The sequence below is a fragment of the Nocardia sp. CY15 genome (assembly GCF_009829295.1).
Lineage (GTDB): Bacteria > Actinomycetota > Actinomycetes > Mycobacteriales > Mycobacteriaceae > Nocardia > Nocardia sputi.
Window position 1 is genome coordinate 13,276 of record NZ_VUOT01000027.1, and the last position, 12,142, is coordinate 25,417.

The 12,142-nt window shown below is 65.2% G+C and carries 11 protein-coding genes and 3 pseudogenes; 7 read left to right on the plus strand and 7 right to left on the minus strand.

Features of this window, described 5'->3' with window-relative positions; genetic code table 11:
• Positions 1-118: 118 nt before the first annotated feature.
• Together GVY39_RS25230 and GVY39_RS25235 are read right to left on the minus strand one after the other, a co-directional pair.
• Positions 119-790, minus strand: coding sequence for a hypothetical protein (locus tag GVY39_RS25230; RefSeq protein ID WP_159928815.1), 672 nt, complete (start codon positions 788-790; stop codon positions 119-121).
• Positions 791-1,164: 374 nt separating this feature from the next.
• Positions 1,165-1,788, minus strand: coding sequence for a hypothetical protein (locus GVY39_RS25235; protein WP_159928817.1), 624 nt, complete (start codon positions 1,786-1,788; stop codon positions 1,165-1,167).
• Between the two features lie 430 nt (positions 1,789-2,218).
• On the opposite strand from GVY39_RS25235, the gene GVY39_RS25240 reads away from it, so the two are divergent.
• The gene (locus tag GVY39_RS25240; protein ID WP_159928819.1) at positions 2,219-2,440 is read left to right on the plus strand and encodes an aldehyde dehydrogenase family protein; all 222 of its coding nucleotides are present in this window, start codon (positions 2,219-2,221) and stop codon (positions 2,438-2,440) included.
• A 125-nt stretch (positions 2,441-2,565) separates the two neighbouring features.
• On the opposite strand, the gene GVY39_RS25245 is transcribed toward GVY39_RS25240, so the two are convergent.
• The 3 genes and pseudogenes from GVY39_RS25245 to GVY39_RS35040 all read right to left on the minus strand — a co-directional run.
• Complete coding sequence (locus GVY39_RS25245; protein WP_159928821.1) at positions 2,566-3,462, minus strand: sterol desaturase family protein; 897 nt, start codon at positions 3,460-3,462, stop codon at positions 2,566-2,568.
• A 47-nt stretch (positions 3,463-3,509) separates the two neighbouring features.
• The gene (locus GVY39_RS25250) at positions 3,510-4,316 is read right to left on the minus strand and encodes a helix-turn-helix domain-containing protein (RefSeq protein ID WP_236565658.1); all 807 of its coding nucleotides are present in this window, start codon (positions 4,314-4,316) and stop codon (positions 3,510-3,512) included.
• Positions 4,261-4,428, minus strand: a pseudogene (locus GVY39_RS35040) (multicopper oxidase domain-containing protein); the annotation flags it as partial. The gene GVY39_RS25250 and the pseudogene GVY39_RS35040, both read right to left, overlap by 56 nt.
• Positions 4,429-4,689: 261 nt before the next feature.
• Between GVY39_RS35040 and GVY39_RS34605 the strand changes: the two are divergent.
• From GVY39_RS34605 to GVY39_RS25275, 5 genes and pseudogenes are all read left to right on the plus strand, one after another.
• A pseudogene (locus GVY39_RS34605) lies at positions 4,690-4,764 on the plus strand (DNA-binding response regulator); the annotation flags it as partial.
• Between the two features lie 46 nt (positions 4,765-4,810).
• Entirely contained in the window at positions 4,811-5,026 is a 216-nt protein-coding gene (locus tag GVY39_RS34610) for a hypothetical protein (protein ID WP_236565672.1), read from the plus strand.
• A gap of 185 nt (positions 5,027-5,211) precedes the next feature.
• Positions 5,212-6,243, plus strand: a complete 1,032-nt coding sequence (locus GVY39_RS25265; RefSeq protein ID WP_201295341.1) for an alpha/beta hydrolase — start codon at positions 5,212-5,214, stop codon at positions 6,241-6,243.
• Between the two features lie 309 nt (positions 6,244-6,552).
• Positions 6,553-7,455, plus strand: coding sequence for an HIT domain-containing protein (locus GVY39_RS25270; protein WP_159928823.1), 903 nt, complete (start codon positions 6,553-6,555; stop codon positions 7,453-7,455).
• 309 nt (positions 7,456-7,764) lie between these two features.
• Positions 7,765-8,943, plus strand: coding sequence for a hypothetical protein (locus tag GVY39_RS25275; RefSeq protein ID WP_159928825.1), 1,179 nt, complete (start codon positions 7,765-7,767; stop codon positions 8,941-8,943).
• A gap of 86 nt (positions 8,944-9,029) precedes the next feature.
• Here GVY39_RS25275 and GVY39_RS34615 read toward each other — a convergent pair.
• A pseudogene (locus GVY39_RS34615) lies at positions 9,030-9,636 on the minus strand (helix-turn-helix domain-containing protein); the annotation flags it as partial.
• A 1,098-nt stretch (positions 9,637-10,734) separates the two neighbouring features.
• Between GVY39_RS34615 and GVY39_RS25285 the strand changes: the two are divergent.
• The gene (locus GVY39_RS25285; protein ID WP_159928829.1) at positions 10,735-11,001 is read left to right on the plus strand and encodes a hypothetical protein; all 267 of its coding nucleotides are present in this window, start codon (positions 10,735-10,737) and stop codon (positions 10,999-11,001) included.
• A 692-nt stretch (positions 11,002-11,693) separates the two neighbouring features.
• Here GVY39_RS25285 and GVY39_RS25290 read toward each other — a convergent pair.
• On the minus strand, positions 11,694-12,092 hold the full coding sequence (locus tag GVY39_RS25290; protein ID WP_201295342.1) for a MerR family transcriptional regulator: 399 nt from the start codon (positions 12,090-12,092) through the stop codon (positions 11,694-11,696).
• Between the last annotated feature and the right edge of the window lie 50 nt (positions 12,093-12,142).

A 12,142-nucleotide genomic window follows, 5' to 3' on the forward strand; every position in this document is an offset into this window, starting at 1 on the left:
TACACGCAGTCGCAGGAGTCGATCGGCGATCAGGGCGAATTGCTGGATTGATGCGGCCTGGTACCTCCAGTCGCTGATGTGACTCGCACGCTGCCGCGCTGTGGCCTGTATCGATGTGCTATCTCTGCTTCAATCCGGCCAGCGCCTTGCGGGCTTGGTTTTCGGCGATCGCCGCGAGCTCGTCGCGATCGACCGGGGGTTCGCCCTTCGCGCGCAGGACGGCGACTTCTACTCGCACCGAGACATTGCTGTCCTGCGCGCCCACGATGTAAGTCATTCCGTTGCTGGTTTCCGTGGTCGCGATATGCCAGTAGCCTTGGGCGCCGATTCCGGTGACCTCGCCCGAGGCGCGCCCCGATCCGGTGGCGCGGGTGTCGGTCTGTTTCCAATTGTCGTAGGCGGAGGCGGCGCCCGTGCCGGTGATCTGAGCCCGGAGGCCGATGCCTGCTTCGTTGACGGTGGCGTCGTCGGGAAGGGTCGAAGGGCTGGTATAGCGGATGGCGCAGTACAGGTTGCCGCCGTCGGCGGTATTGGGTGGGGATTCCCGATGCTGCGGTGCTCCGTTCGGGGTGGACGACCATCTGTGCAACGGCGTGGGATCGACAAGATCGCACGCGTTGGTGATGCCGCTTATCGAATAGATGCCCGGTGCCGGATCCCGGCGGGATGGCGTGGTCGAAGCCGCCCTGGACGAAGCCGAGGTGCTGGACGGGGTAGGAGCAGTGGCAAACTCGCTGTCTTTGTCGCCGCCGACGACGACACCGATCACCACACCGAGAGCCAGCGCCACCGCCAGGGCGAGAACCCCGGCCGCGATCAGACCCGTCCTGCTGCTACCGGTCCGCGGTGGGTAAGGTGGCGGCCCATATCCCGGACCAGGTGGGCTGTACCCGGTAGCGGGCTGAGCGAGGGTGGCCCCGGGCGGAGGGATGTACCTGCCCTGGTCCGAGGCGGACCAGCTGCCCGCTGGCGGATCAGGTGGTCGCACAGGAGGATCGGCGTTTTCCGGCGTCGGCCGAGCGTCAGGTTCGTGCTGGGAGTCGGTCATCGCCATAGCCTTTCCGGTTCCGCAACGGGCTCCCCGTCGACTCCGACCCGATCGTATTCCAGCCACGTTCGGTCGTCGGCGCCGTGTGCCTACCGCTCCGCAGGAGTTGCCGGTCGCTACTTCTCGCCCAGACCGTCCAGCGCCCTGCGCGCCTGCGATCTGGCGATCGAATCGAGTTCGTCCCGTCGCACGACGGGAAAGTCCTTCTCGCGCGTGAGGGATATCCTCACCCGGACCGAGACGTTGCCGTCCTGCACACAGACGACGTAGGTCATGTCCGCGACGAGGTCTCCTCTGACTTCGGAGTACCAGTAGCCCTGAGCGCCGATTCCGATGACCGCACCGGAATCCGACTCCGGCGCGGGTGTGGCGACGTCGGCGTGTTTCCAATGATCGTAGAAGGGGGGAGCCGTACCGTTGGTGAATTGGGCCTCGACGCTCATCACGGCCTTGTTCAGAGAGAACTTTTCGACGGTCGCGCTGGTGTATTCGGCATCGCACCGCAGGCTGCCGCTCGAGTGGGCGGTCGGCCGGGTTTCCCTGTGCGTAGGAGCGCCTTTGGGCGTGGGTGACCACCTGGTCAACGGCGTGGGATCGACGAGGTCGCAGGCGTTGGTGATCGCATCCATCGAATAGGTTCGGGTCTCGCTGGCAGTGTCCGAGGCACCGGCGGATTCACCGCTACGGTCGCCACCGCTGAGGACGATGCCGATAACCACACCGAGCGCGAGCATCACCACCAGCCCGAGTACACCGGCGATGATCAGACCTGTTCTGCCGTTGCGAGTCGGTGGAGGCGGATGCGACGGTGCCGGACCGGGTCCATGGCCAGGCGGCACGGGAGGCATGCCCCAACCGGCGACCGGCGGTTCCGATTGCTGTGTAGCGGGATACACGCCGCCGGGCATCGGCGGCCGATCGCCATGCCCGTGCTGGGGATCGGTCACCTCGTAGCCCCTCGATTCCGCAACGGACTTCTCCGTCGAACGGCGTTCCCGAACGGATTATATTCCGCCACCCCGTCACATGTGTCCGACCCCGTTGTGAGCCGGAACGACACGGTCCTGTGCGCGCGTCACACGCCGCCGCCCATGACGATGACTGCGATGGCGGTGACAGCGGCAAGGGAGCCGCCGATGATTGACTGCATAATGAATCGCCACCAACGAGATGACCATCGCCCAGGAGGAGATCTTCGGCCCGGTGGCGACGGTGATCCCGTGTGACGGCCTGGATGAGGCGCTGCGGCTGGCCAACGCGACCCCGTACGGGCTGGCGGGCGGTGTCTGGACCAGGGATCTCAGTACCGCACACAAGGTGTCGCGGGGCATCACCGCGGGCACCGTGCGGGTGGTCTGCTACGGCGTCCTCGACCCGTTGCCAGACAGCTGACACGGCGCGCTGGGCGTGGTCAAAGAATCGGCAACTCAGGAGGTATCTGCAGGGCGACGTTGGCGGAATCGGTTCTCGCCCCGAACATCCCGTTCTGCGTCGCCGCCGGAATCGGAAGATCGCGTCTATGTGTTCGTGGTGTTCGTCCCGCAGCCGCCCGCGGCGGTGAACGGGTGGATCAGCTGGCGGGCGTAGTCGACCGGGTAATCGGGTTTGGCCGCCATGCCGAGCTGTTCGGAGGTGAAGCGCCGGCCGGGATCGTAGGAGTAGGTGCGGTAGAGGTGGTCCCAGAGCAGGGTGAACAGCCCGAAGTTCACGTCGCCGATACCGGCCCACTTGAGGTGATGGAAGCGGTGGCCCGCGTTGAGGGCGAGGGCGTATCCGGCGGGACCGACACGGTAGTCGGCATTGGAGTGCTGTAGCAGCAGCTGGATCGCGACGGAGAGGGCGAGGACGGAGGCCACGTCGACGGGCAGGCCGAGCAGGATCAGCGGCGCGACGCCCGCGGCCATCTCGACGGTCTGGTGGACGGGATGTTTCATCAGGCCGTTGAGTCCGTAGAACCGGGTGACGCTGTGGTGCACGGCGTGGAATCGCCACAGCAGCCCGATCTTGTGACTGGCCAGATGCACCGTGGTGATGCCGAAGTCGGCGATCAGTACGGCAAGGAGGACCTGTCCGGCGAAGGGCAGCTCGCCGGGCCAGATCCGCGCACTCGGGACGATCGCGGCCAGCAGCGGAATGGCGGCGACACTGATCAGGATCAGGGTTTCGTTGACCATCGCGTGGATGCGGTCGCGGCGACTGTCGCCGAGGTCGTGGTTCCAGCCCTGCTCGTACGGGATGATCCGTTCGGCCAGAAACGAGGCTGCGATCGCCGAGGCCAGGATCGCGAGGAGCCAGTATTTCGGGGCGCCCGCAGCCGAGAGGGCGATTCCGAGCCCGTTGAGCCCGAGCAGCATGAACGGTACATAGGCATACCGCGTGATCCGTTGTGCCGTCAACAGTATGGTCGTGTGCATGCGTTGAGCGTGCTGGCTCGACACCCCATCCGGCTTGAACGATTCGGCTATCGCGAATCGTTGTGCCAGGACAGGTTCCGGCTCAGCGCCGAGGGCGGCAGGCCGAAGGTCTCCCGGCAGGTGCGAGTCAGGTGCGCGCTGTCGGCGAACCCGGCGGCGTGCGCGGCGGTGGTGAGGTCCGCGCCGCCGGCCACCGCGTCCCTCGCGATCATCAGCCGCAACCAGAGCACGTAGCGGCGCAGCGGCAGCCCGACCTGAGCGGTGGAAAGATGTGTCAGTCTGCTCGCCGAAATGCCAACGCGAGCGGCGAGATCGGCGGTGCGAATGGTCCCGGAGGCGACGACAACCGGCAGGCAGTGCAGCGCGGAGGCCACCGCCGGGTGACGGACGGCGTGGGAGACGGCCGTGCTGTGCGGCGCCAAGATCGCCATCAGTTCGGTGACGGCCGCGGCCACCGGCGCATCCTGATCAGGCAGGGACAGCGCCGGTCCGCCGGACCAGCCGGCGGTGTGGGCACGGTGCGTGGCGGCACGACCGGCGGTGCTGTCCGGATCGAGGAACACCGCGATACCTGCGGGGGCGCCGCGCAGAACGCGATGCGATGCATCGGCGGGGATGATCATGTGGGTACCGCTGCACTCGGCGTGGTCGCCGGCAACGGTGATCGGGCCCGCCCCGACTATCACCTGGACGGCGTGGTGGGCGTGGGTGCCGGTCGGGCCGATCGATCCGCTGAAGGCGAGCACGCCGGGACGCAGCAGGACCTCGCCGCGCCAGGGCTGCGGGCCGGTGCGCTCGTCAATGGTGGCGTCGGGAGCCTGCGTCCCGCATGCCGCCGAACGGAGTGGTGACACCGTCGTAGCGTACGTGCAGCATCATCCCCTGTTGTGCGTGCGGCAGGTTGGGGCAGTGATTCATCCAGATGCCCGGATTCGATGCTCGAAACACGACTTCCCAGACTTCTCCGGGGCGAACATCGCGCCGCCGCGGCCGACCGGGGAATCACCGGAATGCGGAAACGCTGCCGACTGCTCGGCGGTGAACTCGAAGCCGGGGCACGTCCCGGAGGCGGGTTCGACGTAAGCGCTCACCTGCCACTCGCCCCGATGGGATCGCACCGGTGAATACGACATCTCCGCGACCACCCATCAGGGTGCTGCTCGCCGACGACGAACGCCTCGTGCGGTCCGGTCCAAAGTTCTCCCCGACCTGGAGGACGACATCGCGGTGGTCGGCGAGGCCACCACGAGCGCCGAAGCCGTCGAATTGGCCCGCGCTACCCGCCCCGACGTGGCTCTGATGGATATCTGCATGCCATCGCTCGACGGGATCCACGCTGCGGCCCGCATTGCTGAGACACGACGGGCTGGAACGGGCGCAGGTCCTGATCCTCACCACCTGCGACACCGACGAGAACGTTGCCGAAGCCTTGCGGGCGGGCGCGAGCGGATTCCTGCGCAAAGACGCGCGACCCGCCGAACTACTGCACGTCATCCGGGTGATCGCCGACGGCGACGCCCTGCTGGTCGTCATCGCCTACCAGACCGGGCTGACCCAGCCCTAGCTGCGGCAGCCCGCGACGGCGATCGCATTCGTCCAGCACAGCCGCCACGCGGCTCGGTCCTCGTCGACGTCCGCGCGGCTACGACCTCCCGCGCAGACGCTTGCGATCTGCGTACGAGGATCGACGTAGACAGTGCCGACCGCTGACGGACGCGGGACGTGCCCACCGGATCGAGAATCAATGGCGTGAGAGGCAAAGTTCCACTGCGAGTGCGCATTCTGTCCGCGCTTACCACCGAGCCGGACTGGGATTCGATCACCCCCGAACAGATCATCGAGGTACGTGAGGCTCAGGCCCACAAGCGCCGCTCGGCACTGGGCAGACTGGTCACCGGCAAGCCTGATCAGCGCGCACGCATCACCACGCACACACTCGATCTCCCACAACGACGCGTGGACGTGCGGGTCCACCGGCCCGAACGGGAAGACTCGGCGCTGCCTTTGATCATTGCGTTCCACGGCGGCGGATTCCTCGGCGGTGCACCGGATCAGGACGATTGGCTGCTCGCGCACTTGGCGGCGAACCTTCCGGCCGTGGTCACCTCCGTCGACTACCGGCTGGCCCCCGAACATCGGATCGGCGCATTCGTCGAAGACGCCCACGACGCCGCGGCCCAGCTGGCCGAATCAGCCCCGGCGTTCTGCGCGGACCCCGCCCGAATCGCCCTGCTGGGCGCCAGCGCGGGAGCCACGCTCGCGGCGCTCACTGCGATCCACGCCCGCGAACTCGGGCTGGCGGTACGGGCGCAGGTGCTGATAAATCCGCAACTCGATTGGACCGACCGTATATTCGACTATCACTCGTTCACCGAGAACGCGGACGCACCGAGCCCGACGCCGGCCTTCTGCCGTGCCATGCTGCGTTTCGCGATTCGCGAACCGTTCGATCGCACGACGATCACCCCCCTGCTGCGTGACGACCTCGCGGGGGCGGCCCCGGCGCTCATCCAAGCCGCGGGGCTGGACCCGCTGGCGGACCAGGCCCCGGCCTACGCCGACCGCCTGCGGCAGGCGGGCGTCGACGCGACGCTGACGCACTATCCGGAGGCGGTGCACGCCTTCCTTTCCATGCCCGGACTGGTTCCCGCGGCCCGGCCGGCCCGCGCCGAGATCCTCGGTTACCTCCGTACCCACCTGCTGGCACGGCCCGGCGAGCAGACGTGCCCGCCTCAGTCGCCGAACCCGTCGGTGATCTGGCGGGCTCACGGCGGTTCGTGAAAGGGCACCGTTCCCGTTCGAGCGAGCGGGCCGACATGCGTAGTCGCTCGTGCCCGCGAGTGCGGTGTGCCGACTCCGGCCGCCGGTTGAGGGCTAAACGGCTGTGGCCCACGGGCGCACCCCGTTTGCCGGCGTTACCATCCCTGGCGATACATGCAGGTACGTCTCGAGGTGTAGCGTCCACGTCAGCGGGACGACGCAGTCGCCGATCGAAGGCCTTTGAACTCTGGAACTCTGTTGCGGCACTGGCTGTTTGATCTAAATTTTCGAAGTGGTTCTTGAATATTTTGGAGTGAGGTGGTGTGTGCGGTGAGCTGGAGACTGGCGGCCTGGATCCGCGAACGCATAGCCAACACGATGGCCAAGCACGCCAATGACATTGCTTCAGTGCGGGAAGTACCGATTCGGCAGACCGCGCACGAACTGGAGCAGACCCAGATCACGAAGCAAGACAAGGATCTCGACGGCGGACGTCAACTCCAAAACGCCGGTGCCGAAACAGATCGCCACAGCACCGTGCCGCATGATCCGGATACGTCCGACAAGCGGCGTTCCACACTGTCGGTGCCCGCTTGGGAATGGGATGAGAAGAACGTGATTCAGCGATGGGACGATGCGGTGGCGGTCTACCCGAACAACCCCGTCGTAGAGGGGCACGTCATGGTCGTTGCCATCGGGCCGTCGGGCGCTTCCGTCGACAAGAGAATGGTTTACGCTGCCGAACTCGCTCGCACGATGTCATCTGCCAACATCATCACCTCCCGCCGCGGGTTGAACTCCGAGTTCGGGCCAATGCACGTCATCCCACGCGCATTCGGTGACGGCCTACCGCTCTGGGCCGAGGGGCACGAGGCACACCCACTCACGCCTTTGACCAAGGAGAATTGCGTATTCGACCGCATCGTCGAGGGTCGTGCGCCCGCCACCATTCTCAGACGCTGGAGGGACGCCATCGCGATCGTGCCGCTGAATCCGATCGCTGAAGGTAAGCACCAACTGATAATTCCTACTGAGCACATTCCCAATGCCGCTGCGGACCCGCAGGCCGCCGGCGCCATGATGGCCCATGTGGTGGAGCAGACCCGCCACATGGAGAATGTCGACATGGTCACCTCGAAGGGAGGACCTGCAACTCAAACTATCGACCACGAGCATCTGCATGCCCTCGAGCGTGAAGAAGGCGACGGGTTCGTGTGCATGACCAACGGCTGAGCTCGATGCACCACACTTGCCGCTCGCCAGGACGACCGGTTCGTCATCCGATAACGCCGGGGCGCCAGCACGTGGCCAGCTTAGCTACGTTCGGCCGCCTGACTCGGCTTTCATCGGCTGGGAATGAACGCCTCAAGCTTTGGCATACTCTGGGACCCCGTTGATCATCACGGGCACAAGGAAACCCGAGGCAGAATCTGCCACGCCATCGGCACGAGCGCCGCAGAACGAAGGGAACATGGTGCAGCGCAGTCCAGGGGGTATGGGCGAATCCCGTATGCCGATACACGAAAGAGCGGGGTGTGCGCGGTGAGCTGGAGGCTGGCGGCCTGGATCCGCGAACGCATAGCCAACACGATGGCCAAGCACGCCAATGACATTGCTTCAGTGCGGGAAGTACCGATTCGGCAGACCGCGCACGAACTGGAGCAGACCCAGATCACGAAGCAAGACAAGGATCTCGACGGCGGACGTCAACTCCAAAACGCCGGTGCCGAAACAGATCACCACAGCACTGCCTCCGGCCACCTGGGTGGGCCAGGAGACGAGGTCGTGTCCTCCGGTATCACGAAGGATGACTTTCCATTCCCAGGCCGCGCGGATACCTTCGCCAGGCCGCTGAGCGAATCGGACAGGGCAGAGCTGGAGGGAAGGAAGGAGTTCGCCGGATGGCACGCTACCGCGGCGAATGCCGGGGTAGCCCGCCTGCGCGCATTGGGCCCACGACCGACCGCGGCCCAATGGCGGGCGGAGTACGGGACCTTGATCGATCAGCGAGCTGAACAAGGAGTTGCGCAATTCGGCCAGGACCACACAACTGGCAAAGAACGGTTCCAGATCCCGATCACCGACGAATCGCCGAACCGCGACCAGATCGGGAGTACCGGCAGGCTGCGCGCCGGGTCGGTGTGGAGTGACGAGGCGCAGGCGTGGGTCGGGGGAGAACCGACGCCGGCAAGCAGAACCTTCGAGGAAGCCGGTCAACGCGCGAAGGAACGGTTCGCGGCCGAGGAGGTGACCGGCGACGTGCTGCAGAATCGAGTGCGGCTTTCCGACGGGTCGGAGGTCGACGGCAACCAGATCGTCACTGGTGAGGCTGCCGAGCAGATCGCACTCGAACTCAAAGCCCAAGTTGCGGCTCGAGGCATCGACGTCAGTACATTTGAAACCAAAGGCGAGGACCTCTCGTTCACGATCACGGCAAAAGCAGCCGACCGAGAACGGATCCTTCAGGATGCGTTCGACCAGCTCGGCAGACCCGAAAAGCTGACCATCCACACGTGGGCGGACAACGCCTACAAGCTTTTCCAGGCACCCGAGAATAAGCGCGGATCCGATTCGGTTATCAGAACCTTCATAGCCGAAACCGGCGAATATGATTTGGGGCGGGTGCCGAAATTCCCACACGATATCGACCTCCGCGCAAACACGATGAGCCAATCGGACTTCGTGAATTATCTCGTCGAGTACGACGCGGAACACGGATAACGCCTCGGCCACTACCATTGCAGCAGGCCTTCCCGTTACTTCCACACAGTACCTGCCGTTGGAATGATTCGCGCGCCGCTACCGGCTAGTGCTTTGTTCATCGATGCGGCGCCGTACCCACTCAACGCCGGACCGTTCTTCACCGGAGCCGCGGCACCCCAGCGCTGCTCGCGTGGCAGGCGGATGAGGAGCGTGAATCGTGTCGACCGCTCGACGAGGGTGCCGATCGCGGAACGGCCCGTGCCGAAGCCAGCCGCTGCTGGACATGGTCACGCAGGCGGGAGGTGGTCACCAGCTTGGAAGCCATCGGGCACCGGGCGAACAACTCGGCCTTCCACTGGGCCACCGAGGCACGATAGTCGAGCTTCCCACTCCTGGTCGCGGCATTGCGCCGCAGTTCCCGCGAGATCGTCTACGGGCTACGCTCCAGAATCGAAGCGATCTGGCGGACACCACTGCCCCGGGTCCGCAACAGGGCGATCTCCTCCCGCCCGGCGAACGACAGGGACCGGCCCGACGGAGACTCCACGAATACGGCGACATCCCGCCAGCATCACGGAACCACCTCGTTCCCACCGCAGGTGAGACACCGGCCGCGACAGCGCATTCCGTCGGCAGATCACCTTCGGCGATCCTGTTTCAGAACCCACGCTCGACCACCCGCTGATGCCCAGGATGCCCCGGCGACCGCATCGGGGGTCGTCCCGTCACCTCCCGCACCAATCCGACGGCCTTCCCGCAACCCCCCTGACCTCGGATGTTGCTTCCAACGGTTGAACCCGATCAAATACACATCGGTGAAGTTCACCGAATCACTTGCATTACAAGGGTTGCCGGCGTCCAACATATTTCTCGTCTTCGGTGGGTCGTGCCAGGAAACCGACCACAAAAGATTCAACGAGCAGTCACGGTGGGGGAATGCGGTGCCGTTCGAATGTACCGCGTGATACGGCAACCGTACCCGGCGAACGCGACGGCGACCGTAGGATTGTCGATGTCAGCTAGCGTCAGGTATCGGTACTCGCAGAAACTACCGGGGCCGTATACCGTGGCGAGCTGCTTGTAGTAGAAGATCGCGGGCACTGAGAACTGAGCAGGGTTGAGTTCGAGCCCGGCGGCGCGGAGAGCGTCATTTCGAGGTGCCGGTCCGCTCCATGCTGACGCTGTCTGGCTGGGCTCCTAACCTTCTGATCCGTAGTTCTGGAGATCGGGCGGGGCGGGGTGCGCGGAGCACCGCGCCCCAGGTCTTTCGAACATGGGGGAGCCGAAACCTTCTGTCGCACTTCTAAATAGATGAAGGGTCGGACGAATCGGAAGTTCGCCCGACAACGGTGTGCCGTCGTCAGCGCGGCCCCAGATCACCAGGGATCTCGGCCCGGTTGCCGGGTCGGCGGCCGTCCGTAGCCACACCGGCCGCTTGCCCTTCATCCACGCAGCCACGAAGTCGAATACGTCGTCGGGATCGACCCCTGTTCGCGCAGCACCTGGGCGAATGCCCAGTACCACTCGATACCACAGCGTCAGTCAGACTACTCTAAAGACTACGCGTCTGGGAGTGGGCGGACCTCCCGGGTCCTCTCCAGCACCGGGTGCACAGAGACGGTCGCCATCCGTAACCCCGGAGTCGAGGCATTCTGCTGAGAAGTGCCCACCTTGGTGGGATCGAACCATGTCGAGGGTGAGCTGCCGTGCACCCTTAGTGGCCTTTCGGCGCGGTCCGGCGTCGATGAGTCTAGACAGCGTCATCACGACAGCGGGACCGCCCGCCACGCCATCCGAAGGAGCACGAACATGACCATCAACCAGCGCTCGTCTCGCCGCAGCCACCAGTTCGCACGCGCCCTGGCGATTGCCGCGGCACCCGCCCTGCTGGGCGTGGGTCTGGTGACGGCCGGAGTCGCCCACGCCGGTCAGGACCCCAACCTGCCGACCTGCCGCTGGCCCAACTTGGTGTGCGGCCCGCAGACCAATCTGACACCCGGCGGGCAAACCAACCTCACCCCTGGCGGCCAGACCAACCTCACCCCGCACCGGCCCTACTCCCGAATGATCGACTGACCGCTCCGCTCATGATCACCATGCCTGCGCGCGGCCACGCCAGCCCCGGCGGGGCCGAAGCACGCAACCCCGCGCCGTGCCCGAAACCAACAACCCAGACCTACTCGATCGACCGCCTGTGCAGTCGCCGGTGCGGTAAGACGCGACCCTACCGCTGCACATGACACGCGAGGAGGAAACCATGACAAGTTCACCAGGTGCAGATCTGTACCAGAGCCAAGCCAAATCACCGCCCGATGAAGGTGTAGGCGAACGGTGACCTGCACGATGCCGGTTCCGGCAGGAGAGATTGCCGTGCTCTGAGTCGCGGAGTCGACCGTCAACGAAGCCGCCGACGTCCACCGAAATCGACTGCGGTGGTTTCCGATCAGATCGGTTCCGTTGAGAACGACCTTCGTGCCGCCCGCTACCGCATATGACCTGGATCAGAATGGCCTCGGGCAGCCTGTGGCCCACTGCATTGCTCCATGGTTCATCGAACTTGCCCGCCAACCCGGTCCCGGCGAGCATCGGCACCTAGGCAGATCCGGCGGGCGACACACTCCATACCTGGCAAATGGGCGAGTTGGATCGCTATGTCGGCGCTTGCCGCAGCGCTGGTGGCAACCGGGCGATGTCAGTAGCAGTTGGCGCCGGCGAGCCGCTGAGTACCGGAGGAACGCGTCTGGATCCGGCGTCGATGATGGCGACCTTCAGCGCGCCAACCTCGCGTCGATGTCTTCGGCCAGATACGGGCATTCGATCGCGGGATTGTCGCGGTGACATCGCAACGCGTGCTCGAGAAAATCTTTGGCAGCGATGAGTCGCTCGATCTGGGCTTCGAATGCATCGGTCCGAGTGCGTATCACGTCGTGCCAGTCCCCGTTGCTGCCTCGACCGGCCAGCACCGCGGCGATATCGCTGAGGCTCATCAGCCCGGTTTCCTGCAGGTATTGGATTATCGCCAGCCTGCGTATCTCGTCCTGGCTGTAGTACCGCCGACCGCCTCTGCGATCTTCCGGTGAGATCAGTCCTTCCTTCTCCCACCAACGCAGTGTCGACGTCGCTACGCCCAACAACTCGGCGACTTCGCCGATCGACCTCGACTTCACACTGCAAGCCAAGCGCATCAAGATCCGGCCCACAACCCTTGACTTGAAGT

Bases quoted from the DNA above. Each gene is read 5' to 3' on its own strand.
- GVY39_RS25240 (WP_159928819.1), top strand. From the start codon at position 2,219: ATGACCATCGCCCAGGAGGAGATCTTCGGCCCGGTGGCGACGGTGATC.
- GVY39_RS25245 (WP_159928821.1), bottom strand. From the start codon at position 3,462: ATGCACACGACCATACTGTTGACGGCACAACGGATCACGCGGTATGCC.
- GVY39_RS25285 (WP_159928829.1), top strand. From the start codon at position 10,735: ATGACCATCAACCAGCGCTCGTCTCGCCGCAGCCACCAGTTCGCACGC.